At 60.2% G+C, this 22,290-nt stretch carries 22 protein-coding genes; 12 read left to right on the forward strand and 10 right to left on the reverse strand.

Annotated features, from left to right (window positions below; translation table 11 throughout):
- Positions 1-206 precede the first annotated feature (206 nt).
- Entirely contained in the window at positions 207-836 is a 630-nt protein-coding gene (locus NW822_RS06775; protein WP_414403944.1) for a Crp/Fnr family transcriptional regulator, read from the forward strand.
- 5 nt (positions 837-841) lie between these two features.
- On the opposite strand, the gene NW822_RS06780 is transcribed toward NW822_RS06775, so the two are convergent.
- Entirely contained in the window at positions 842-1,504 is a 663-nt protein-coding gene (locus tag NW822_RS06780) for a Uma2 family endonuclease (RefSeq protein WP_414403945.1), read from the reverse strand.
- A 132-nt stretch (positions 1,505-1,636) separates the two neighbouring features.
- Entirely contained in the window at positions 1,637-2,461 is an 825-nt protein-coding gene (locus NW822_RS06785) for a creatininase family protein (RefSeq protein WP_414360801.1), read from the reverse strand.
- 141 nt (positions 2,462-2,602) lie between these two features.
- Between NW822_RS06785 and NW822_RS06790 the strand changes: the two genes are divergently transcribed.
- Positions 2,603-3,013 carry a hypothetical protein gene (locus tag NW822_RS06790; RefSeq protein WP_414403946.1) on the forward strand — a complete coding sequence of 137 codons (411 nt, stop codon included), beginning with the start codon at positions 2,603-2,605 and terminating at the stop codon, positions 3,011-3,013.
- Here NW822_RS06790 and NW822_RS06795 read toward each other — a convergent pair.
- Positions 3,010-4,272: an aspartate aminotransferase family protein gene (locus tag NW822_RS06795; protein ID WP_414403947.1), complete on the reverse strand. Its 1,263-nt coding sequence runs from the start codon at positions 4,270-4,272 to the stop codon at positions 3,010-3,012. The two genes, NW822_RS06790 and NW822_RS06795, sit on opposite strands and share 4 nt — an antisense overlap.
- 77 nt (positions 4,273-4,349) lie before the next feature.
- Here NW822_RS06795 and cysC point away from each other — a divergent pair, with 77 nt between their 5' ends.
- From cysC to lspA, 3 genes are all read left to right on the forward strand, one after another.
- Positions 4,350-4,880 (forward strand): adenylyl-sulfate kinase, encoded by a 531-nt coding sequence (cysC, locus tag NW822_RS06800; protein ID WP_414360414.1) that lies wholly within the window; start codon positions 4,350-4,352, stop codon positions 4,878-4,880.
- 97 nt (positions 4,881-4,977) lie between these two features.
- Positions 4,978-5,202 (forward strand): hypothetical protein, encoded by a 225-nt coding sequence (locus NW822_RS06805; protein WP_414403948.1) that lies wholly within the window; start codon positions 4,978-4,980, stop codon positions 5,200-5,202.
- A 113-nt stretch (positions 5,203-5,315) separates the two neighbouring features.
- Complete coding sequence (gene lspA, locus NW822_RS06810; RefSeq protein WP_414403991.1) at positions 5,316-5,807, forward strand: signal peptidase II; 492 nt, start codon at positions 5,316-5,318, stop codon at positions 5,805-5,807.
- 9 nt (positions 5,808-5,816) lie between these two features.
- Here lspA and NW822_RS06815 read toward each other — a convergent pair whose 3' ends face one another.
- Entirely contained in the window at positions 5,817-6,656 is an 840-nt protein-coding gene (locus NW822_RS06815; protein WP_414403949.1) for a carotenoid biosynthesis protein, read from the reverse strand.
- A 340-nt stretch (positions 6,657-6,996) separates the two neighbouring features.
- On the opposite strand from NW822_RS06815, the gene NW822_RS06820 reads away from it, so the two are divergent.
- The gene (locus tag NW822_RS06820; protein WP_414360421.1) at positions 6,997-7,845 is read left to right on the forward strand and encodes a M23 family metallopeptidase; all 849 of its coding nucleotides are present in this window, start codon (positions 6,997-6,999) and stop codon (positions 7,843-7,845) included.
- Between the two features lie 288 nt (positions 7,846-8,133).
- Here NW822_RS06820 and NW822_RS06825 read toward each other — a convergent pair whose 3' ends face one another.
- The 3 genes from NW822_RS06825 to NW822_RS06835 form a co-directional block, all read right to left on the reverse strand.
- On the reverse strand, positions 8,134-8,751 hold the full coding sequence (locus tag NW822_RS06825; RefSeq protein ID WP_414360424.1) for a hypothetical protein: 618 nt from the start codon (positions 8,749-8,751) through the stop codon (positions 8,134-8,136).
- Positions 8,752-8,870: 119 nt separating this feature from the next.
- A complete protein-coding gene (locus tag NW822_RS06830; RefSeq protein ID WP_414403950.1) occupies positions 8,871-9,959 on the reverse strand; it encodes a polysaccharide deacetylase family protein in 1,089 nt (362 codons plus the stop codon).
- Positions 9,960-10,037: 78 nt separating this feature from the next.
- The gene (locus NW822_RS06835) at positions 10,038-11,030 is read right to left on the reverse strand and encodes an NAD(P)/FAD-dependent oxidoreductase (RefSeq protein ID WP_414403951.1); all 993 of its coding nucleotides are present in this window, start codon (positions 11,028-11,030) and stop codon (positions 10,038-10,040) included.
- A gap of 185 nt (positions 11,031-11,215) precedes the next feature.
- On the opposite strand from NW822_RS06835, the gene NW822_RS06840 reads away from it, so the two are divergent.
- The 3 genes from NW822_RS06840 (at position 11,216) to gyrB (ending at position 14,851) form a co-directional block, all read left to right on the forward strand.
- The gene (locus tag NW822_RS06840; RefSeq protein ID WP_414360429.1) at positions 11,216-12,190 is read left to right on the forward strand and encodes an SPFH domain-containing protein; all 975 of its coding nucleotides are present in this window, start codon (positions 11,216-11,218) and stop codon (positions 12,188-12,190) included.
- An 11-nt stretch (positions 12,191-12,201) separates the two neighbouring features.
- Positions 12,202-12,747 (forward strand): ribosome maturation factor RimM, encoded by a 546-nt coding sequence (rimM, locus tag NW822_RS06845; RefSeq protein ID WP_414360432.1) that lies wholly within the window; start codon positions 12,202-12,204, stop codon positions 12,745-12,747.
- Between the two features lie 175 nt (positions 12,748-12,922).
- On the forward strand, positions 12,923-14,851 hold the full coding sequence (gene gyrB, locus NW822_RS06850) for a DNA topoisomerase (ATP-hydrolyzing) subunit B (RefSeq protein ID WP_414403952.1): 1,929 nt from the start codon (positions 12,923-12,925) through the stop codon (positions 14,849-14,851).
- A gap of 6 nt (positions 14,852-14,857) precedes the next feature.
- On the opposite strand, the gene NW822_RS06855 is transcribed toward gyrB, so the two are convergent.
- The gene (locus NW822_RS06855; protein WP_414403953.1) at positions 14,858-16,087 is read right to left on the reverse strand and encodes an ATP phosphoribosyltransferase regulatory subunit; all 1,230 of its coding nucleotides are present in this window, start codon (positions 16,085-16,087) and stop codon (positions 14,858-14,860) included.
- Positions 16,088-16,135: 48 nt separating this feature from the next.
- Entirely contained in the window at positions 16,136-17,221 is a 1,086-nt protein-coding gene (locus NW822_RS06860; RefSeq protein WP_414403954.1) for an isochorismatase, read from the reverse strand.
- A gap of 146 nt (positions 17,222-17,367) precedes the next feature.
- On the opposite strand from NW822_RS06860, the gene NW822_RS06865 reads away from it, so the two are divergent.
- From NW822_RS06865 to rpsD, 3 genes are all read left to right on the forward strand, one after another.
- The gene (locus NW822_RS06865; protein ID WP_414403955.1) at positions 17,368-18,729 is read left to right on the forward strand and encodes a nicotinate phosphoribosyltransferase; all 1,362 of its coding nucleotides are present in this window, start codon (positions 17,368-17,370) and stop codon (positions 18,727-18,729) included.
- Positions 18,730-18,837: 108 nt separating this feature from the next.
- Positions 18,838-19,974: a GDP-mannose 4,6-dehydratase gene (gmd, locus tag NW822_RS06870; RefSeq protein ID WP_414403956.1), complete on the forward strand. Its 1,137-nt coding sequence runs from the start codon at positions 18,838-18,840 to the stop codon at positions 19,972-19,974.
- 119 nt (positions 19,975-20,093) lie between these two features.
- Complete coding sequence (rpsD, locus tag NW822_RS06875) at positions 20,094-20,705, forward strand: 30S ribosomal protein S4 (protein WP_414360444.1); 612 nt, start codon at positions 20,094-20,096, stop codon at positions 20,703-20,705.
- Between the two features lie 39 nt (positions 20,706-20,744).
- Here rpsD and NW822_RS06880 read toward each other — a convergent pair whose 3' ends face one another.
- Positions 20,745-22,220 (reverse strand): TolC family protein, encoded by a 1,476-nt coding sequence (locus NW822_RS06880; protein WP_414403957.1) that lies wholly within the window; start codon positions 22,218-22,220, stop codon positions 20,745-20,747.
- Positions 22,221-22,290: the final 70 nt, after the last annotated feature.

Consider the following 22,290-nt stretch of genomic DNA (forward strand, 5'->3'; position numbering starts at 1 on the left):
GATTGCGGTTGCACCCAGCTCTGCTCTTAGCCGAGCGCAAGACTTAACCCAAGCATAACCTCCTCTTTACTTCATCTGGAAAGGCAAGCAGTAAAGTGTAGTCGAGAACACGGATTGGCTCTAAGGCCAACCTCTTGCCCTCCCTCAGCAGGGGAAAGGCCGCTAGCCAAAGTCAGAGTTTGCCCTAGCAGCAGCGAGGCTAGCCCATGAGACCTGAAACGACGCCCAACCCCTGGGTCAAACAAGAGCGTCAGCTTCTGGAAGACCTCTACCGAGGCCGCAGCCTCTCTTCCTACAGCCCTCGCCAAATCATTCCTCTGCCGCCCGAAGAGTGGGTGGTTGTGTGTCGAGGCGTGGTGCAGCTGAGTACTGTCTATACCAATGGAAGTGAGGCCATTTTGGGCTTTGCTGGCCCCTCCATGCCCCTGGGATCCCCGCTGACGAGGTTGGATCCCTACCAGGCCAAGGCCTTGACTGCAGTCGATGTCTTGCGGCTGTCGTCAGCCGAGGTGGAAGCCTCAGAAACCCTGAGCCAGGGGCTGCTCAAGCAGTTGGTGCGGCGACTGCGCCAAACCGAAGCGCTGCTGGCTCTGGCTGGGCGGCGGCGGGTGGAGGAGCGGCTGCGCCAGTTGCTGGTTCTGCTGGCGGTGGAGTTGGGATCGCCGCTTTCAACAGGGGTGCGCCTGCAGGTGCGCCTTGCCCACCAAGACTTGGCCAACACCATCGGCACTACCCGCGTTACCATCACCCGTCTTTTGAACCGTTTCCGCCAGCAGGGCTGGATCGCGGTGGACAAAAACCGTCATCTCATCATCAAGCTGGCCCAAACACCCTGATGGCTTTAAGCCTGGCGTTGGAGCTGTTGCAGGAGCCAGTTGGCGGCAGCAGTGTTAGTCTGGCTGGCCAGGCGTTCCAGAGCCTGTTCAAGCAGGGCTATCGGCAAGCCTGCCAGCACCTGTGACTGGGCAATGGCCCGATAGCGCCCATCCTCGGCCAGGGCAAAGGCAAAAACACGCCGCCCCTTGACGTCAATGACCCAGTACTCAGGAATGCCCAGACTGGCATAAAGCTGCTTCTGCTCGTCCAGGTCGAGAGCAAGGGTAGTGTCGGCAATCTCGCCCACCAGGTCAGGGGGTCTTTGGAAACGCAAATCAATCCGCCGCGGCTCGCCAGCTTGGTACCTGGGGATGTTCTCCCCTTTGTAGAGCACTAGGTCAGGGGCACAGGCATGGGTTTCTGGGTACTCAATCAGACAGCGACCGTAGGACTGCAGGGGCACATCCGGGTGGAGAAAGGCCCAAAACCCAAAAATGATGGTGATGAAATCGCTGACGGAGGCGTGCTCTGGCCCTTCTTTGCCCATGTTGACCCACAGCCAGCCCTGGTAAAAAGAAATCTTCTGCCAGTCCAGGGTGGGATGGTTGCAAATGGTCAGGTAGTCCTGCCAAGTGGCGTCGTGCCGCTCGAGGATAGGGGGGGTGGCTGGCTTTGAGGCAAGAACCATCGCTCTCCCCTCACAGGGCAGGGGAACTTCCCCTCAAGCCTATCACCCGTCCTGGCAAAGTCGCTGCTTCCGCTCCTACAGAAGCAGGCTGGGCTGGCCAGAAGCCTCACAAGGAGACATCAGCTGGGATCCCTACCTTGGCAGCGGGTCTTTGCGCCAAGCCTGGGGCTGTTGGAACTTGTACAGATCCCGGATCAGCCGCACCCAGCCATCAGCCATAGACTCCACCAAAAGTTTGCCTTTTTCCGGCGTGGCGGCCGTGGCATCCCCCAGGACACCACTCCGGCTGAGGTCGCGAGTTGTCCAGGCAAAAGAGATCCGCCCTTCCAGACTAATCAGGCTGTCTTCCGGCAGATCCTGAGGGTACTCGCAGACCAAGCGGTCAGTTCGCACTGTCTCGGGCAACAGGTACATCAGCATGCTGGTCTCGCCATCGCCAGCGTGAATGCCCAATTCCCGCTCTTTTTCCGTCATCAGCTCCTGGCCTTGGTGGGGAACGCGCCAGACGGAGATGGGGAAAAGGAGGAAATCTTCGTACTTCTGGTGCAGGTCGCGGGCCACAATCTGCAGCACCTCAGGTTGGCCACCGTGGGAGTTGAGGAACACCAGCTTGCGAAACCCGGCCCGGTAAATGCTTTCAGCCACTTCGGTTAGCAGGGCCATCAGGGTTTGGGCTGAGAGGGTGATGGTGCCTGGGAAATGCCAGTGCTCGTTGGCCTTGCCATAGCACTGGGTGGGCAGAACGTAAGCGGGGATCTCCGGTTCCAGTTTTTCCATAGCCCGCCCGATGATTGCCGTGCCGATGCAGGCATCCACCACCAAGGGCAGGTGGGGCCCATGCTGCTCGATCGAGGCTACGGGCTGGATGATCACCACCTTCTCTTTGTTGGGCATGGCCTGGATCTCCGTCCAGGTCAGGTAGGGAAAAAAGCGGTGGGGCGGGATAAAGGTGTGCATCATGGCGGGATCCGTCCAAGTCTGCTAAAGAAGCTACCTGCCACCATGCCACAAGATTGGCGATCCCCTCGCAGAACCCGAGAAGACGTAAGATCCGGTGGAGTTTGTCTCGTTCGTTCCTCAGGGAAAGCCTGCCGTCCCATGACGCTATGGCCCTGTCTGCCTGCTCAATGTGGCTCCAGTGAGGAGCCCCCCCTTAGAGGACGTCCTCTGCCGGCTGGGACAGAAGTAGAGAGTGCCCCCACCTCGCCCCGCCGCCTTCTAGCTCTGCCGGGGCCGCAAGCCACGCTCTATGGGGAGCTGATTCAGGTTTCTCGTCACCCTCTTAAGGCGGGATCCCCAGCCCTCCTCTGGGTACGGCCCCTATTGCTCCAGCAGGGATCCCAAGTGTGGAACCTGCGATCCACCTCGGACTTGCTCTGGCCGGCTGACGGCTTTGTTGCGGCCTACGCCGAGGAGGTACTGCCCCTGCTCGAGCAGGCCAGGGATCCCTTGCCCCATGAGGCCCGCCAGTGGCTGCAGATCTTCTTGCAGCAGGTCTGGCAGAGCTAGGCTTTCAGGGACTCCGTTCCGCTGTCGCCAACGGCTAAGCTCTGCAGAGCCGATTCCAACCGCACCAGCGCCTCGTCAATCTCCTTTGGCGTGACGATCAAGGGGGGCACAAAGCGCACCACCTGGGATCCTGCTGGCACCAGCAGTAGTCCCTGCTCCAGGGCCGCCCTGACCACCTCAGCCGCCGGGATCCGCAGAACCAGGCCCTGGATCAGGCCCCAGCCGCGCACCTCCTGCACAAGCTGAGGGAACTGCTCCGCCAAGCGGGATAGACCCTGGCGCAGATAGTCCCCCGTCTGCTGGGCATTCCACACCAAGCTCTCCGCCATTAGGGTGTGGCAAACCGCCAAGCCCACCGCACAGGCTAAAGGATTGCCGCCAAAGGTGCTGGCGTGATCCCCCGGCTGAAACACGGCACAAAACTCTTTGGCCAAGAGGGCGCCAATCGGGATCCCACCCGCCAAGCCCTTGGCCAGGGTAAACACATCCGGCTCGATTCCCAGGTTGCAGTAGCCCCAGAGCCTGCCGGTGCGGCCCATCCCCACCTGCACCTCATCCAACATCAGCAGAATGCCCCGCTCACTGCAAACCCGGCGCAGCCACTGGAAGTAGGCGGGATCCCCTGGCACAACCCCTCCCTCCCCCTGCAGCGGCTCCAGGAGCACGGCACACACCCGCTCGCCCCAGCGCTCCAGCACCGCCGCCGTACCCTCGATATCGTTGTAGGGAACGTAATCAAAGCCGGGCACCAAGGGAGCAAAGTCTTTCTGGTACTTGGGCTGGCCGGTGGCCGTGAGGGCAGCCAGGGTGCGTCCATGAAAGCTGGCCTGGGCGGTGAGGATCACCGGATCTTGGATCCCGCGCACCGTATGGGCGTATTTGCGGGCCAGCTTGATGGCGCCTTCATTGGCTTCTGCCCCCGAGTTGCAGAAAAACACCTTGTCAGCACAGGAGTGCTGGGTCAGCCATTGGGCCAGTTGCGCCTGGGGTCGGTTGTAGTAGAGGTTGGAAACATGGTGCAACTGTTGTGCCTGCTGGGTGAGGGCCTGAATCCAAGCAGGGTGGGCATGTCCCAGGGTGCAGGTAGCAATGCCTGCCACAAAATCCAGGTACTCCCGCCCCTCCTCATCCCAAACCCGGCAGCCTTCCCCCCGCACCAAGGTCAAAGGGTAGCGAGCATAGGTGGACATCACATGCCGATTGAACAGCTCGGCGGTTGTCGCGGATCCCAAGGTGGCATCAACGCTTAGCGGCGGCATGGCAGAGGGACAATAGGCAGTGCTTTGAGTGTATCACTCTGGCCGGGGATGATATTCTGGCAAGGAGATCCACACCCATGGGGCGACGGGGGGTAACAGTCTGGTTTACGGGGCTAAGTGGGGCAGGCAAAACCACCCTCAGCTGCGGCGTGGCCCAGCAGTTGCAGGCTCTGGGGCTGCCGGTGGAAGTGCTCGACGGCGACCTGGTGCGGCAACACCTCACCAAAGGGCTGGGGTTTAGCAAAGAAGATCGGGATGAGAATGTTCGCCGCATTGGCTTTGTGGCCGAGATGCTGACCCGCCACGGGGTAATCGTGCTGGTGTCAGCCATCTCCCCCTACCGGGCCACCCGGCAAGAGGTGCGGCAGCGCATCGGCAACTTCATCGAGGTCTTTGTAGATGCCCCCCTGGAGGTGTGCGAGCAGCGCGATGTCAAGGGCCTCTACCGCAAAGCGCGGGCAGGGCTCATCCAGCACTTTACCGGCATCGACGATCCCTACGAGCCGCCGGAATGCCCGGAGGTGGTGTGCAAAACCGCTGAGCAAAGCATCTCTGAGTGTATTGAGCTGGTGATGCACAGCCTAAAAAGCCGCGGCTATCTCCCTTAGAGCTCTCGCTTCTTGGGGCAAGCGTGAACCTGGCGGATCGGGGATCCCTTGTGGGAAGATGTAAACAAGCATTTCGTTGCTAAGAAGCAAGGTAGCTATGGCAGTTATTCGTGGCGGACGAACCTCTGTGCTGCGGGGCAGTAGCGAAGGAAACCCTGCCAAGTTTCTGGAAATGGCCAGCTCTCTAATCAACCTCCGCACCCGCCAAGGCAGTGGCAAAAAGGTTCAAGATCGCTCCTCCTACGGCAAAGCAGGCAACCCCCAAGAGTTTCTGCAGATGGCCATCGAGTTGCGTCAATCCCTAGAGCAACGGGGACGGTAGCCATTTCCCTAGGCTAGGGATCCCCGTCCGGCTAACCTGGCCGGGCGCTTTTGTTTTTGCTCTTTGACTTCAGGCTCTGCAGCTCCTTAGCCACGGGGAAGAATAAGCAGCCAATCTTGGGGGGTGCAAGCAACATGCAGAACAAAGGCTTTTGGCTGGTCGGGATCCTGGGGGTAACCCTGGATCAGGTGACCAAGCGCTGGGCGGCGGAGCGGCTGCTGCCGGGCCCGGAAATCCAGCTATGGCCAGGGGTATTTCACCTCACCTACGTAGAAAACACCGGCGCTGCCTGGAGCCTGTTTGCCGACTCGGCGCAGCTTCTCAAATGGGTCTCGCTGGGGGTGGCAGTAGCCCTGGCGCTTCTAGCCCTGCGCAGCAGCCTTAGCCTTTGGGAGCAGGCAGGCTATGGTCTAGTCTGGGCAGGAGCAGTGGGGAACGGTATCGACCGCTTTCTCAACGGCTACGTAGTGGATTTTTTCAATTTCGTCTGGATTGGCTTCCCCGTGTTTAATCTCGCTGACGTGTGCATCAACCTCGGGGTGGCCTGCCTAGTTGTCAGTCTATGGCAGGGCGGACCAAAGAAATCCCTGCGCAAATCCGACTAAGCTGCCTATTTACCCCCACCCAATGCTCTTTCCCTCAGCCTGGGAAGGGGAGGGGGGAGCTGGCGGTGCACTCCACCACAACCCCAGAGCTGGCCCCAATCCCAGGAGCAGACCCAACCCCGCCGGCGCGACAATACCTGATCCCAAGCTCATCAGCAGGGCAAAGGCAAAATTGGCTCCATAGAGCACCAGTGGCCCCAGCAACTGGCGGCGGTTGAGGACAGGCTGATCTTTTCCCCAGAGGAGGTTGGCTACAGTCATGAAGGCCGCCCCTGTCAGCATCCAACCGCCGAAGTTTTGCAGCGGCATGCCGAAGAAAGGCCCCGGTTGAAGCCACATCCAGAAGGGAATGGGGCCGCGGGTCATGGCGGGATCTAGCACAAAGTCCCAGGCAGTGAGCAACAGCGCCCCCAACAGGATGGCCTCGAAGTGAATTAGCCAGTGGCGCCCTGCCTGCAGCGCCACCCGTGCCAACAGGTAGGCCGATAACCCCACATAGAACCAGGACAAGGGGATCGTAAAAGGAACCAAGCCGGCAATCTTGTAGCCCAGGCCGCTGAGGTAGCCGTAGTTGCCAAAGGGGATCCCCGTGCTGGTGCCCAGCAGCTCGCTAGCGAGGGAGATGCCCACCGCCGGGATCAAAAACATCAGCAAGCGTCGCACCCCAAGGAGGCGGGATCCCATCAGAGCTGCTGCCAGCGCCCCGAACACCATGTAGGCAACGCCGCCATTGCCCATGCTCCAGGAGAAGGCCTGTAGACCAATAGGGGGCAAACTGGCCACCCACTCAGGATGCGGTACTACCCACAGTAGGCCCACCAGCCCGAAGAGCAAGGAGAGAAGGTGCAAGCCTAGCGCTAGGGCTTCCAACCACCGCCAGATTGCTCCCGACCCAAGGAGAACACCTCGCCGGTGAGAAAACTGGAAAGGCAGGCTAACAAGGACACTAGAGGAAGAGGATAACAGCCAACGCATGAGAAGCTCCCGCAGGGTGGTTGGTCAGAGCTGCCTCGCCTCCCCTAAGCTTGGGCAGCGGCTGAGGAGAAAAGCAGAACGCAGTACCCAAAGCAAACCGCCTGGCCTGCCCAGGGTATTCCTGTTGATATTTTGCTGCCTGTTGTATCAATTTGTAAACATCCTGCCTGGTTTTCCCTTCCCTTCCTCCTGGGCAGGGGAACCCCTAGGGGGAGTGTACGCCCAGTTGAGCCGGGCTGTGGAGCGCCGGGACTGGGCGCAAGCCTTGCGCTTAGTGGATCTTTTGCTGCAGCAGTTGCAGGATCCCGCTCTACGTCAGGATCTGGAGAGCTATCGGGGGCAGTTGGAGAGCTATCATCGTGCTCAGGGGGATCCGCCACCACTCCAGTGGCCGCTTTTGCACAAGCCCTTTGTCGGGGAGTTTCCGGTTACCAACCTCTTCGACCACGATGTGCCTCTGAGGGAGGGAGACGGCAATGGGCGGTTTGTCAGCGGACAGGGCCAGGTTTGGACCCCCAGTCCCCAGCACCCCTGCGGCAAAAGCGATGGCCACGCCGGCTACGACTGGGCCATGCCGGTAGGCACTCCCATCCTGGCCGCTGCTGCCGGGCGGGTTACCGTGGCGCGCCCAGAGCCAGAGTTTTTCTGCCCCAGCCTAAGCCGTCCCGTCAGGGGGCTGCGGGTGCGCATCCTGCACGAAGGGGGATCCCCTGGCGGGATCCGCCTGGAAACCCTCTACGCTCACCTTAGCCAAATCTGGGTACACGAGGGGCAGAGGGTGGCAGCTGGAGAGGAGATTGGCCTGTCAGGGGAAAGTGGCTGTGCCAGTGGGCCCCATCTCCACTTTGAGGTGCGCCGCCTTGACCAAACCAATTCCGGCGAGCCCGCCCCCGTCGATCCCTACGGCTGGTTTGGGTCTGACCTCGATCCCTGGAGCATCCATCCCCTGGGAGCCGAGAGCCCCTTTCTTTGGCAGGTGGGCCAAGCCCCCAGCCTGGGATCCTGTTGGCCGCTTCAACAGCTCCCTGGTCATCCTCCCCCGTCTGGAGACCCAGCGGAGTAGCTTGGTAACCCTCCGTCCCGCTGGCGCGAGCAGGGCGGGGCGGAAACCGGACAGTGCTGGAAGTCAAAAAGTAAGCAGAACCTTGGGCTCTGTCTTAAGGAACTGTCTAGGGGCGTCTTGATAACGCCTTTACGAGTTCATCTGCGGACTGCATCCCCCAACTAAGGACTACGTCCCGCTTCGCGATTAGTTGGTGGGAGTGTCAACCCTGATCTCTCTCCCTGAGGGAGAAGAGCTAGGGGACAGCCTTGCGGCAATTTGGCCTGGGGGTCTTAGAAGGGAGGGAGGCTAAAGATCGCGGCGGACGAAGCCATCTCTCTCCCACTGGTAGAGCGTAGCCCGCAAGTCGCGGCTAGCTCCCGCAACACTGGAGAGAATCAGGATCCCTTGGGGAGTGACCCGCAGGCTGGCGTTGGCTAGATCCGTTACACTCAGCAGTGGCACCAGCCCTTCAGGGCGGTGTTCCAGGATCAAGACCGACCGCAGCAGGCTAATACCCCCTCGCTCGGTGAGGAGCACCAACTTAGGCTGAGGGCTAGGGGTAATATCGGTGCGCAGCTGAGCCTCAATCAGCCGCCCTGGGATCGGCTCAGCCGTGTGGAGCAGGCGAAAATCGTATCCTCCCTGATGTCTGAAGCTGAGGACGCGCACCACCGGCTCCACTGTCGGCTGCCGCTGGATTTCAAACACGGCCACCACATCCTGACGATCGGAAGCGGTGAGGCTGGCCGCAAACAGGCGCAGGTTTTCGCCGCGATTGCCGCGGATGAACTCCCACCAGATGGATTGACGAAATAGGGCAACAACTCCTTCGCGCGCGCTGCCCCCCTCAGAAACAGCCGGCAACAGCGGAAGCAGCGGCTGGGGGTAGGCAGAGTGAACAGCAAGCGGTAGCGCCAGAGCCAAGGCCGCTCCCCAACTTATCCGAGCCCAGCAATCCAAGGGCTTTCGCATACTTCCCCACTCCTCGACCCTAAGACTCTAAGAGATTGCCCGGTTTTTCTAAGAGACAGTTGGCGGTTTCCTCAAGCAGGATCTCTAGAACTGGGCCAGGGCAAAAAGCGATAGCCTGCCTCTTCAACCGCAGCAACGATATCTGGCAAAGCTTCTGCAGTATGGGGCCAGCGGTCGTGCAGCAGCAAAACCAGGGGTTGTTCAGAGGCTTTCATCACCGACAACTGGGATCGAACCCGCTCCAAAAGCTGGTCTGCTGTTTGGCCAGCATAGGCATCCTCGGGACTGAGGTTCCAGTAGAGAACCCGATACCCTGCCTGTTCCAAAGCGCGACGTAAAGCAGAGTTTAGGCGAAAACCGCCCGGTGGGCGAACCACTAGTTGGGGATCCAAGCCCAACCTCTTGAGCAGTTGGGTTGTCTGATCCACCTCGGCATAGAATATCTCGTCGCTGCTGTAGAGGCGTCGATAGTCGTGAGTAAACGTGTGGTTGGCTATCGTGTGGTGGTGGGTTTGAATAGCTTTGGCCAGCTCTGGAAAGCGAGAAACGTGATTGCCGATGAGAAAGAATGTAGCCGGCACTTGTAGCTGATCCAAAACTTGCAAAAGGCGAGGTGTGGACTGAGGCCAAGGTCCATCGTCAATGGTGAGAAAGGCAGAGCGAGGTGGCACTTCCAACAAAGGCCCCAGCGCCTCTTCCAAAGGCAGTTGCAAAGGCCGGCTATTTTCCAGCGGATCGAGCAAAGTGGGATCCGCTGTCCAGCCATGCTGCAAAAGGACCTCTACCTGGGCAGGTGCAGGGGTGATCAGCAGGCGCCCAGTCTGTTCGTCTCGGTTGCCCCAGCTCAGCCGATAGGGCAGCCCCGCAGCAACTTCAACCGTTGTCGAGCGGGTGATGACTGCATAGGGAATATCAATTAAATAATGCCCGTTCACCCGCTCTTGGTGAACCCAAGCAGCAGAAGGAGCCGATAGATAAACCAGCAGGTCTTGGGGATTGCTGCCGCGCACAACGCGAACGCTCTCGATCGGGAGAATAGGATCGTATTCTGAGGTTAGAGTCAGGTTCAGATGAAAAAAAGACTGGGCCTCTACCGCGTAGTAATGCAGCCCTACTAATAGGAAAACCAAAAAAAAGATCGCCGCTTTCAGAGAATGCATGGGAATTGCTCGGGGCTTCGCAACAATTATAGGGCAGAAGACCATCCCAAACCCTCAAGAGGGTGGAATGAGCCCAAGCTAAGAGCGCAGGCGCTCTTCCCATTTACGAGCGGGCGAGGCCCGGCGGATGTCCCGCCAAATGGCGGTTGCAGCCAGCGCCCCGTCGGCAACGGCAATCGCCACCTGATTGAGGCCCTGCTTCAAATCCCCTACCGCGAAGAGCCGCGGATGGGTGGTGCGGCACCACTCGTCGGTCACGAGGTTTTCGCCCTGCCAGCGCAAATTGGGGATCCCTTTCAAATAGTCGTTGTGGGATTTGGCTCCCATGGCCACCAGGCCGGTGGTTGCCTCGATGTAGGTGCCATCCTCGAGCTCTACACCCCGCAGCTGGTGGTTCTCGCCCAGAAAGCGGCGAATGGGAGATTCGTAAAGGGGATAGCCGTGCTCGGCCAGTTTTTTGCGCATCTCAGGGCCAACCGAGCACAGGCCGTGGGTCAACACCGAGATATAGGGCGTAAACCAGTTGAGGACAAAAGCCGTATTAATTCGATCTTCTGAATTGACAATCAAAACTGCCTTCTGATCCCGCATTTCGTAACCATCGCAGATCATGCAGACATGAAGCGAGTAGCCTGCATATTCGTAGACATTTTGCATATCAGGCAATTGGGGCAAATAATCGATAATGCCCGTTGCTGCAATCAAATATTTGCTGCGAAAAACAGGGTAGATACTGTTGACTTTTCCCACTTTGACCTTGACAGCAAAAAGGTCTCCCTCATCTGTGACATCTTCCACAAAGCCCCCTAGATAGTCCACCCCCAAGCTGAGGGCGTGCTCCCTTCCCTGTCGCAACAGCTCTCGTCCTGGCGTGTTTGGCGGCAGGCCCAGATAGTTGCGCAAATCCTGCATCCAGAAAGAGCGGCCTCTGCCCTTTTCCACCACCAGGCAGCTTAAGCTGTAGCGGGCCAGGTAAATGGCTGCCGACAGCCCCCCTGCGCCACCACCGGCAACAATAACGTCGTAGATTTTGTTCAGGCCAACTTCTAGGTTCCTGCTGTCCAGTTTCATAGACGGGATCCCCCCACAAGCTTTCTACCGGATAAGATTGCGGCCCCAACAAGAAATCCGCAGCTCTAACTATCCTGTTCACGCCTCCCCTCTCTATTGAGGCTGAGGCGTGTCGAAGGGTGAAGGGAGCAGTCCCAGCAGCTGTCTAGAATGGGGGCTGAACCCTCTGTTAGGAGAAGAGCCCTATGCCTGGCATCTTAGCCGCCCTTGCCCTCATCTTTATCGGCTACCTGTTCAACTCGGTCAAGATCATCAGCCAAGGCTATGAAGCACTGGTAGAGCGTTTGGGGAGGTTTCACCGCAAGCTGACACCCGGGTTGCACATCATTTTTCCTCCCATCGACAGGATTGTGTTCAAGGAAACTATCCGCGAGAAGGTGCTGGACGTGCCGCCGCAGCAGTGCATCACCAGCGACAACGTTTCCCTGATGGCGGATGCGGTGGTTTACTGGCGTATCACGGATATGATCAAGGCCCGCTACGCCGTAGAGGATGTGCAGCGGGCTTTGGTGAACTTGGTGCTAACGGCGCTGCGGGCGGAGATTGGCCGCATGGACTTGGATCAGACCTTTTCCTCCCGCGCCGAGATCAACGCCCGCCTTCTGGCAGAGCTGGATGAGGCCACGGATCCCTGGGGGATCAAGATCACCCGCGTGGAAGTTAGGGATATTCAACCCTCCAAGACGGTGCAGGATTCAATGGAAAAGCAGATGGCTGCCGAGCGGGAGAAGCGGGCCGCCATCCTCAGGTCGGAAGGGGAGCAGCAGGCCAGCATTAACCAAGCGGCAGGGGCTGCCAAAGCCCAACTCCTGCGGGCAGAAGCCGAAAAACGGCAGCGACTGCTCTTGGCCGAGGGTACTGCTGAGGCCATCAGAACCATCGCCGCTGCCTTGCAAGAGCACCCCCAGGCGGCCAACGCCTTGCAATACCTGATGGCCCAAAACTACATCGATATGGGCCTCAAGGTGGGCAGCAGCCCCAGCGCCAAGGTAATCTTTATGGATCCCAATTCCATCCCCGGCACCCTGCAAGGGTTGCTTTCGATGGTGGACATCTCCAAAGTTAGCCAGGGATCCAGCTCCCCAACTTCCGAGGTCCCGCAATTGCGTACTTCGGCGGCGCCCTCGTCTAACCTTGAGATCCCTTCGCTTGATTCTTGAAAGTCAACGCCATGTCTGTAGATCCCGCTTGGTTGTTGGTGGGACAGGTGGTGGCCGCTCATGGCCTGCGGGGCTGGCTGCGGGTCAAGTGTTGGTCGGATTTTCCGGAGCGCCTCACCCAGCCAGGGCCCCGCTGGCTGCAGCGAGCCACAGACCCTGAGCCGCTGCTGCATTCCCTAGTTGAGGGGCAGTTTTTTCCTGGCAAGGGCCTCTACCTAGTGCGGCTAGAAGGGATTTCCAATCGGACGGCGGCAGAGGCTTGGGTGGGAGCTAAGGTGCTGGTGCCAGCTTCCCAGCGCCCGTCCCTGGGACCGGAGGAGTACCACTACCGCGATCTCATCGGCCTGGCCGTCTACCATCAGGGGCACCTGCTGGGGCATGTCTCGGCAATCTGGGCTGTCGGCCAAGATGTGCTGGAGATCTCCACCCCCGACCAGCGGCAGGTGTTGATCCCCTTCGTGAAAGCTCTGGTGCCGGTTGTGGACCTGGAAAAAGGTGAGCTGCAGGTGCAGCCGCCGCCCGGCTTGCTGGAGAGCTTCCTTGGCCAAAACAGATAACTCTCCTGCATCCCCTAGCCAAGTCGGCCCTCAGGGGCCGCTCTTTTGCCCTTCTAGGCTTTTGTGCTATCATGGCAGCGTATTTTGGGGGTACTGGCCCCACTCTGGCCTCAGAGGTCAATTTTTCCGGACTCGTGTTAGCGGGGCTGCGGTTGCTTTTCCACTGGGGTTGAAAATGACAGAAAACTACGGTGCAGAGCAGATCCAAGTTCTAGAAGGCTTGGAGGCTGTGCGCAGGCGGCCTGGTATGTACATTGGCTCTACTGGGCCGAAGGGATTGCACCACTTGGTGTACGAGGTGGTGGACAACTCCGTCGATGAGGCCCTGGCCGGCTACTGCGACGAGATTCAGGTTACCCTCTACCCCGATGGCTCGGTGTCGGTGCTGGACAATGGCCGCGGCATCCCAGTAGATATCCACCCCAAAACCGGTCAGTCGGCGTTGGTAACGGTCATGACCGTATTGCACGCCGGCGGCAAGTTTGGAGGAGGCGGCTACAAGGTCTCCGGTGGACTGCACGGCGTTGGGGTGTCGGTGGTGAATGCCCTCTCGGAGTGGTTGGAGGCCAGAGTCTGGCGGGAGGGCAGGGTTTACTTCCAGCGCTTTGAGCGGGGGGCGGCGGTGGGATCCCTCAAGTCCGAGCCGCAGCCGGCAGGGGCCCAGCGGCGGGGTACCGAGGTGCGCTTTAAGCCGGATGAGCTTATCTTCCCGGAGCGGGAGTTTGACTATGCCGTGCTGGCTGCTCGTCTGCGGGAGCTGGCCTATCTCAATGCCGGCTTGAAAATCATCTTTAGCGATCTGCGGCGGGATCCGCCTCAGCGGGAAGTCTATCAATTTGCGGGCGGCATCCGGGAATATGTGGCCTTTATCAACCAAGAAAAGACCCCCATCCACCCCGAGATCATCTATGTGCGCGGGGAGCGGGATGGCGTTGAGGTGGAAGCAGCCTTGCAGTGGTGTGCGGATGTCTACACCGACACGGTAATTGGCTTTGCCAACAACATCCGTACCACCGAAGGGGGCACCCACTTGGAGGGATTGAAGACTGCCCTTACCCTTACCATCAACAGCCAAGCCCGCAAGCTGAACAAGCTCAAAGAGTCCGACAGCAACCTGGCGGGAGAAAACGTGCGGGAGGGCCTGACGGCCATCCTCTCGGTCAAGGTGCCCAACCCTGAGTTTGAGGGGCAAACCAAAACCAAGCTGGGCAACACCGAGGTGCGGGGCATTGTCCAAACCCTTGTCTCGGAGGCCCTCGCGGAATATCTGGAGTTCAACCCCAACGTGGCGAGGGGGATCGTCGATAAGGCCATCCAGTCCTTCAACGCGGCCGAAGCTGCCCGCCGGGCCCGGGAGCTGGTACGCCGCAAGTCGGCTCTGGAATCTTCCACACTGCCGGGGAAACTGGCTGACTGCAGTTGCCGGGATCCGGCGGAGTCAGAGGTGTACTTGGTGGAGGGCGACTCGGCAGGGGGCAGCGCCAAGCAGGGACGGGATCGCCAGTTTCAGGCGGTGCTGCCTTTGCGGGGCAAGATCCTCAACATCGAGAAGGCAGATCCCGCCAAGATCTACAAAAACGCCGAGATTCAGGCCCTGATTACAGCGCTGGGCCTGGGGGTCAAGGGCGAGGAGTTCGATCCCAGCCAACTGCGCTACCACCGCATCATCCTCATGACCGACGCCGATGTGGATGGCAGTCACATCCGCACTCTGCTGCTTACCTTCTTTTACCGCTATCAGAAGGCCCTCTTGGAGCAGGGCTACGTCTACATTGCCTGCCCGCCCCTCTATAAGATTGAGTGGGGCCGCAACAACGTGCGCTACTGCTACAACGAGGCCGAGAAAGAGCAAGTCCTGCGCAGCCTGCCGGCCAACACCAAGTACACCATCCAGCGCTTCAAGGGCTTGGGGGAAATGATGCCAGAGCAGCTCTGGGAAACCACCATGAACCCGGCAACGCGCGTCCTCAAGCAGATTACCATCGAAGACGCCGCAGAGGCGGATCGCATTTTCACCATCCTCATGGGGGATGCCGTTGGCCCCCGGCGGGAGTTCATCGAGGCCCACAGCGGCCAGTTGGAGCTGGCGGCTCTGGATATTTGATTGGGATTAGTCCACGGGGGAGATGTGGTAGCTGCCATCGGCCTGCACCCAGGCAATCTCCGGGATCCGGCACTGGCGGGCATAGGCCTCGATTTCTTCGGGGGAGCGATCCAGCAGCTCCAGCTCCACCGCCTCTGACTCCCGCCAGCGGGCGGCCAAGGCCAGCGCTGCCGGGATCCCTGCCGGCACCAGCGGCACCACTAAGCGCCTACAGGCGGTTGCCCCAGGCTGGGGATCAGGGGGCAAAAGCCGCAGCAGGGTATCCGGCAGGAGGGTAAAGCCGATCCCTGGCTGCTCAACTTGCTGCGGACTGTAGAGGGCATAGAGCTGGTCGTAGCGCCCGCCTAGAGCAATGACCTCTCCCCCCACCACTGCCTGGAAGACAACGCCGGTGTAGTAGGCCAGAGTTTGCAGCAAGCTTAGATCCAGCACCACCCGCACCTGCTGGGCTTCCAGGATCTGGCACAACTGCCGCAGATCCCGCAACCGCTCCGGGGGCACAGGAAGCTGGGCAAGCTGAGGTAGGACCTGCTCAGGCTGGCCGCGCAATCCCAGAATCTGCAAGCCAATCTGGCGGGCCGCCTCTGGCAGAGGAGCCGATTCCAGGTAAACGTAGTCAAGCTGGGCAATGGCGCGGCGCACTGCTGCCTGGGCCTTGGGAGCCACGGCATTGAGCAGGCTCTCGGTCAGGCCCACATCTCCCAATAGCAGCGTCCAGCTGCGGATGCCAACAGCGCGCACGCAATCGGCCAAAAGCAGCAAGATCTCAGCGTCGGCCAACCATCCTCCCGCGCCAATGAGCTCCACCCCCGACTGGAAAAACTCCTGGCTGCTGTAGGATCCCTCCTCCCGCTGGCTGTTGCGGAAGACACTGCCGTGGTAATAAAGCCGCAGGGGCAGAGGCCCGCCCGCCAGCCGGGTAGCCGCTGCCCGCACAATGGAGGCAGTAAACTCGGGACGCAGCCCCAGCATTGTCCCTTCCCCATCCCGCAGTTGCAGCACGGCTTCGCCGCGGATGGATCCCCCCGCCAGCAGGGTCTCTAACCGCTCTAAGGTGGGGGTGATGATGCGTTGGTAGCCGTAGCGGCGAAAAACCTCGGTTAGTTGCGCCTCCAGCCTTTCTCGCCGCTGGACTTCCCGCGGCAAGAAGTCGCGGACGCCACTGGGGGGGCGTAGGGAACTGGCTTCAGGGCGAAGGTCCCGCAGCCACTCTGCACCGCCGGGGCAGTCGTACACAGGCCAACTCCGACAGGCTGTCCTGCCGCATCCTACCACTAGAGCAGATTAAGTCTCCTCCGCAAGAGGCCGGGGAAAGTCAGGCCACGTCCAGAGGGGATCGGTGGAACGCACCCGGTGCATCCCCGCTGCCGCAAAGCGGGCAAAGGCCGCCTCCGCCTGCTCGCTAAAGTCAACCACGCCGGGGATCACTACCGGCGAGGTGCAGTCTTCCAGAAGGTAGACCCTCCTGGCTAGGCTGGGATCTCTGGCCTGAATCTCCTGCAGTAGGTCGCTCACCGTCCAGGCAACGCAGTGGCTTTTGGCTTGGCCAGCTACAATGAGGGCATCAAATTCCAGGAGGTGGCGGATAAGGGATTCATTTTTCTCGCCGACGGGATCCCCCTCCGGCCCTGTCAAGACCTCCGGGCTGAGGGCAGAGTAATTTTCCGTCAGGGGGCTGGCCCCCTTGAGCTGGAAGCTGGGCTGGCTGCAGCGGGCAATGGCGTGGAAGAAGATCGCCTCCTCCACTGCCGGTACCAGGGCATGGCCAATCCCCCCTAGCATGGAATGGTAGGGCCAGACAATGAGAGGATATTTCCCCCCTTTCTCCAGTTGCTCGGCATAGTGGAGGGCATAGGCCTGCAGCCGCGTCAGATCCCCCTGGGTGAGGTTGGCGGCCATGGCAGGGTTGACCCGCCAGCGTCCTGAGCGAATCTCGGCTGCCGAGATGGCGGTAGCCGGCTCGGGATGGGATCCCTGGGCGTCTACCCAGAAGATGGGGTGGAAGATCTGCATCGCCGTGTGGGTGTCCAGAGTAGCCACGATCTGGGTGATGTGGGCAAGGTTGCGGTAGATGAATTGGCACAGGCGGCAGTTGTCCTCCACCGCCCCCAAGCCGCTGGGGCCGCCCACAAACAGCTCGAAGCCAGGAATGCAGAAGGTGTTTTGCACATCAATCAGCAACAGGCCCACCCGTACCCGATCGAATTCCGCCGGGGGAATGTGGTGCTCCTGGGCCCAGCGCTCTGCCTCTGGGGCCCGCTGCTGGTAGGGCACCCGCCAAATCTCCCCCACCCGCTCAGGAGCAAAGTGGGAGGGCACAGGCAGAGTTGACAGCACTGGCGGTGTCAAGGGTGGAGCGGGGGTGTCCATGGCACTTCCCGTAGCCAAGCTTTTGCTGCCTTGCAGGGTAGGGATCCCTGGCAGGCTGGACTTGCTACCATGGTAGCTCCAACTGGGGCAACGGCTTCTCTGCCTTTCCCCACGGGCGTTGCCTCTCTGGCTTACTTGAGGGTTCCATGGTAGACCCAAGCTTTTCCTCCCTGCAGCCCCAAGACTACGGCTTACTAACCGATCTCTACCAGTTCACAATGGCTGCCTGCTATGTGGGGGAGGGGCTGGAGAATCAGCCGGCGGCCTTTGAGCTGTTTGTGCGGCGCTTGCCTAGCGACTATGGCTACCTCATTGCCATGGGGCTGGCCCAAGCAGTGGAATACCTGCAGCAGTTGCACTTTCCGCCAGAAGCCTTGCAGGCACTGCGGGAAACGGGCATTTTTGCCGAGGCACCCCCGCGCTTCTGGGAGCTGCTGGCTAGCTGCCGTTTCGAGGGGGATGTGTGGGCAGTACCGGAGGGGACGGCCGTTTTTGCCAACGAGCCGCTGCTGCGGGTGGAGGCTCCTCTGTGGCAAGCCCAGCTGGTGGAAACCTACTTGCTGACCACCTTCAACTACCAAACCCTGATTGCCACTAAGGCAGCCCGCATGCGTGATGCGGCAGGGGACGAGGCCATTTTGTTGGAGTTCGGCACGCGGCGAGCCTTTAGTCCCCAGGCGGGCCTCTGGGCAGCGCGGGCAGCGCTGGCGGCGGGGTTCAATGCCACCTCCAATGTCTTGGCAGCTCTCAAGTTGGGGCGCAAGCCGGCGGGCACCATGGCCCATTCCCTCGTGATGGCCATTGCCACCCTCTCTGGCGATGAGACCCGGGCCTTTCAAGCTTTCCGGCGCTACTTTCCCCAAGCAGTTTTGCTCATCGACACCTACGATCCCATCCAGGGAGCGCGCACCGCAGCCCAGCTCTTTGCTGCCACCCCGCCAGATCAACTGGGATCCCGGGGGGAAATTGGCGGCGTGCGCATCGACTCGGGGGATCTGGAGGCCCTCTCCCGCCAGGTCAAGGCCATCCTGCCGCAGGGGGCGCCGGTGTTTGTTAGCGGTGATTTGGACGAGTACGAGATTGAGCGGTTGCACCACTCCCAAGCGCCCATCAGCGGCTACGGTGTTGGCACCCGCCTGGTTACCGGCGAGGGGGTGAACGGAGTGTACAAATTGGTGGAGATCAATGGGATCCCCGTGGCCAAGGCCTCCTTTGCCAAAGCCACCCTGCCAGGGCGCAAGCAAATCTTTCGCGGCCCCACAGGGGACTTGCTGGGTCAGGCTGACGAGACCCCGCCCCCTGGCTACGAGCCGCTGCTGCGCCAGGTCATGCACAGGGGCGTGCTCCTGGAACCCTTGCCCGACCTGGAAACCATCGCCCGCCGCAGTCGTGCCTCGGTGCTGCGCTTACCAAAGGAGGTGCGGCAACTGCGTCAGCCAGATCCCTGGCCGATGGCCCTGACCCCAGCCCTGCAGCAGGTTAAGGAGCGTTACCTCGGCTCTGTCTAAGCGGTCAGTTCCTGCGGAGAAGACGTGCCCTATAATTTTGGAGTTACAGCTCCCAGGTCTTGAGGGGAGCAAGGGGCTGAAGGTGGAAGTTCCTACGGGCGCAACCCCATGACCCAACGTGCCTTGATTACCGGCATTACCGGCCAGGATGGCTCCTACCTGGCCGAACTGTTGTTGCAAAAAGGCTACGAAGTCCACGGCATCATCCGCCGCGCCAGCACCTTCAATACTGACCGCATTGACCACCTCTACGTGGATGCCCACGACCCCAGCGCTAAGCTGTTTCTCCACTATGGGGATCTCACCGATGGCACCACTCTGCGCAGGATTTTGGAGCAGGTGCAGCCGACGGAGGTGTACAACCTAGGGGCCCAATCCCACGTGCGGGTAAGTTTTGATAACCCGGAATACACCGTCGATGCAGTAGCCATGGGCACCCTACGCCTCCTGGAGGCCATCCGCGACTACCAACAGCGCACGGGGATCCGGGTGAAGTTTTACCAGGCGGGCTCCTCGGAGATGTTTGGGCTGGTGCAGGAGATCCCGCAAAAGGAGACCACCCCCTTCTATCCCCGCAGCCCCTACGCCTGCGCCAAGGTGTACGCCTACTGGCAGACGGTCAACTACCGCGAAGCCTACAACCTCTTTGCCTGCAACGGCATTTTGTTTAACCACGAAAGCCCACGGCGGGGCGAGACCTTCGTTACCCGCAAGATTACTCGCGCTGTCAGCCGTATTGTGGCCGGCAAGCAGGACAAGCTTTACCTAGGCAACCTGGATGCCAAGCGGGACTGGGGCTATGCCAAGGACTACGTCGAGGGGATGTGGATGATGCTGCAGCAGCCCCAGCCGGACGACTACGTACTAGCTACTGGCGAAACCCACAGCGTGCGGGAGTTTGCCGAACGCGCTTTTGCTTTGGTGGGCATGCCCATTACCTGGCGGGGATCCGGACTGGAAGAACAGGGAGTCTACAAGGATCGCGTGCTGATTGAGATCGATCCCCGCTACTACCGCCCCACAGAGGTGGATCTGCTGTTGGGGGACGCCTCCAAGGCCAAGCGGGTGCTGGGGTGGCAGCCCAAAGTAACCTTTGCCCAACTGGTGGAACTGATGGTGCTAGCCGACCTGGAGGCCATTGGCTTGGATCCAGATCCTATCTTGGGGGAACGGCGCACCCTCAACGGCCTACTCAGTGAGGATCGCGCCTTCATCCGTACCCAGTTGCAGCTTCGCCGTGACTAACGGCCGCGGCTCTTTTACCCCTTGCCCAAAAAAGGTGCTGAGAGCTTAATATAGGAGATCGCCAATTCTTTTGACGTTCTGCCCTTTATTTTTTCTGCTGCTTTTGGAGAAACGCCTGCATGTCTCGCTATACAGGGCCCCGCTTGAGGATCATTCGCCGTTTTGGGGGGCTTGACCTGCCCGGCCTGACTCGCAAGCGCCCCAAAAACACCAACCCCCCTGGTATGCATGGGGCGGAGCGCAAGAAAAAGTCTGAATATGCCATTCGCCTAGAGGAAAAGCAAAAAGTCCGCTTTAACTACGGCGTGAGCGAGCGGCAGATGATCCGCTACATGCGCAAGGCGCGGCGCTCTAAGGGATCCACGGGGCTAGCTCTGCTCCAGCTTCTGGAGATGCGTTTAGACTGCATTGTGTTTCGCCTTGGCATGGCCCCAACCATTCCAGCGGCACGGCAGCTGGTGACCCATGGCCACATTGAAGTTAATGGTCGCAAGGTAACCATTCCCAGCTACGAGTGCAAGGTGGGCGATGTGATTACAGTTAGGAACAAGGAGTCCTCTCGCCGGCTGGTGGCTGCCTACGCCGAGTATCCAGGACTGTTTCTGCCGGATTACCTAGAGTTTGACAAAGAGAAGCTGCGCGGCCGCATTAAGGATCTGCCTTCGCGCGAGCAAATCTGTGCCCCAGTCAACGAGCTGCTGGTAGTTGAGTACTACTCCCGCAAGATCTAGGGATCCCAGCCCCCTTCTCCCGGAGGGAGGGGGAGTGAGTTAGAGGCTGCCGATGGCTCGCCGCAGTTGCGTTAGAGCACGGTTATAGGCAATTACTGCGTTGGCAAGATTGCCCCGAGCAGTAGTGAGGGCAGCCTCGGCGTTGATTACCTCTGTCTGGGTGCCCACACCCGCCTGCAGGCGCAGCCGCGCTAGCCGCAGGCTTTCTTCTGCTGAGGCAATTGCTACTTTGGCGGCGTCAATCTGTTCCCGGCTAGAGCTGAGGGTAAGGAAGGCCTCTTCTACGCTGCGTTGAATTTCATTCCGGGTGCTAATGAAACTACTCACAGCTACTTGGCCGTCGATCTCGGCTTGGCGAGCCTGGGCCTCCGCCTTTCCTCCGTCAAACCAGGTCAAGTTAAAATTGGCCCCAACTGAGTAGCCGACATCAAAACTGTTGCGGTTGGCCTTAAAGTCATTTACCGCGTCGAGACTAGCAAACAAACTAATTTGGGGACCGTTGCTAGCTTGGGCTAGGCGCAGGCGCGCTTGAGCTTGCTCCAGCTCTCGGCGTTGGCGCTCCAGCTCTTGGCGCTTGGCCAAGGCAGCAACAATGGTCTCCTCCAAGCTGAGATCCCACTCTCCCATCGGCTCAATAGGCTCTTCAGCTAGCACATCGGTGGGGCGGGGAAAGTTCAGGAGCTCAGCCAGACGACGACGGCTGAGTTGCTGGGCGTTTTGGGCTGCCAGCAAGGCTTGGCGGTTGTTGGCCAATTCCGTCTCCGCCTGGAGAATCTCAAAGCGAGTACCTACCCCAGCCCGCTCTCGGGCTTGGGCATCCCGCAGGGTGGCCTCAGAACTGGCAACCGCAGCCTGGCTAATGGCCACTCGGGCATCGGCGCTTTGGAGGTCATAGTAAGCATTGGCTACCGCTTGTTTCACTGTCTGCAGGGTTTGCTCCAGCTGCAGTTGGGCAAGGCGCAGAGCTTCCTCAGCCAGCTGCAGGTTTTGCGCCCTAACCCCGCTGTCGAAGGCCGTGTAGTCTAGCCGCACCACGCTAGCGGAGAGAGTGTGGGATTGGCGGCTGGGAGTGCCGCCGGGAGCAGGGGGCTCGCTGTACTGGTAGTTGGCGCGGCTGGAAAGGGTGGGAGCAAAAGCTGCTTGGGCCAGGGCTACACCCGCTTTAGCCCTTTCCACAGCCAGCCTTGCCTGCTGCACCGTCGGGTTTTGGGCAACGGCAATCTCGAGGGCCTCTTGTAAAGACAAGCCCTCCGTCCGCTCGATGCGCACTTCCAAAGGAGATTGAGGCACCACCAGGTCTTCAGCCCTAGAAGCTCCCTGCAGAAGCGAGGAGGGAGGGGCAGGGCGGGCTCCAGGAGGAGCGGCCAGGGTGGGAGGCGGGTCAGGGGTACGAATTGCTCGGCTATCCGGGAGGAGCGAGGTGGCAGAGTTAGGCGCCTCCGCTTGGGCAAAGGTAGACCCAGCCCAGAGCAGGCTAAACAGGAGGCTGCAGGGGGCAAACCAAGCAAGGGACAACCGGGATCCTGCCGCGCTGGCCTGGCACTGAAGCCAGCCCTTGGCGAGATGCTGCATACTCTCGTGCTGT

The organism is Synechococcus sp. H70.2 (assembly GCF_047462275.1).
Classification (GTDB): Bacteria; Cyanobacteriota; Cyanobacteriia; order Thermostichales; family Thermostichaceae; genus Thermostichus.

Coding starts and splice junctions, on each gene's coding strand:
- NW822_RS06835 (WP_414403951.1), bottom strand. CDS start 11,030: ATGAAACTGGACAGCAGGAACCTAGAAGTTGGCCTGAACAAAATCTAC.
- NW822_RS06780 (WP_414403945.1), bottom strand. CDS start 1,504: ATGGTTCTTGCCTCAAAGCCAGCCACCCCCCCTATCCTCGAGCGGCAC.
- NW822_RS06785 (WP_414360801.1), bottom strand. CDS start 2,461: ATGCACACCTTTATCCCGCCCCACCGCTTTTTTCCCTACCTGACCTGG.
- gyrB (WP_414403952.1), top strand. CDS start 12,923: ATGACAGAAAACTACGGTGCAGAGCAGATCCAAGTTCTAGAAGGCTTG.
- NW822_RS06865 (WP_414403955.1), top strand. CDS start 17,368: ATGGTAGACCCAAGCTTTTCCTCCCTGCAGCCCCAAGACTACGGCTTA.
- rimM (WP_414360432.1), top strand. CDS start 12,202: ATGTCTGTAGATCCCGCTTGGTTGTTGGTGGGACAGGTGGTGGCCGCT.
- rpsD (WP_414360444.1), top strand. CDS start 20,094: ATGTCTCGCTATACAGGGCCCCGCTTGAGGATCATTCGCCGTTTTGGG.
- gmd (WP_414403956.1), top strand. CDS start 18,838: ATGACCCAACGTGCCTTGATTACCGGCATTACCGGCCAGGATGGCTCC.
- NW822_RS06790 (WP_414403946.1), top strand. CDS start 2,603: ATGACGCTATGGCCCTGTCTGCCTGCTCAATGTGGCTCCAGTGAGGAG.
- NW822_RS06840 (WP_414360429.1), top strand. CDS start 11,216: ATGCCTGGCATCTTAGCCGCCCTTGCCCTCATCTTTATCGGCTACCTG.
- NW822_RS06830 (WP_414403950.1), bottom strand. CDS start 9,959: ATGCATTCTCTGAAAGCGGCGATCTTTTTTTTGGTTTTCCTATTAGTA.
- cysC (WP_414360414.1), top strand. CDS start 4,350: ATGGGGCGACGGGGGGTAACAGTCTGGTTTACGGGGCTAAGTGGGGCA.
- NW822_RS06795 (WP_414403947.1), bottom strand. CDS start 4,272: ATGCCGCCGCTAAGCGTTGATGCCACCTTGGGATCCGCGACAACCGCC.
- NW822_RS06805 (WP_414403948.1), top strand. CDS start 4,978: ATGGCAGTTATTCGTGGCGGACGAACCTCTGTGCTGCGGGGCAGTAGC.
- NW822_RS06775 (WP_414403944.1), top strand. CDS start 207: ATGAGACCTGAAACGACGCCCAACCCCTGGGTCAAACAAGAGCGTCAG.
- NW822_RS06860 (WP_414403954.1), bottom strand. CDS start 17,221: ATGGACACCCCCGCTCCACCCTTGACACCGCCAGTGCTGTCAACTCTG.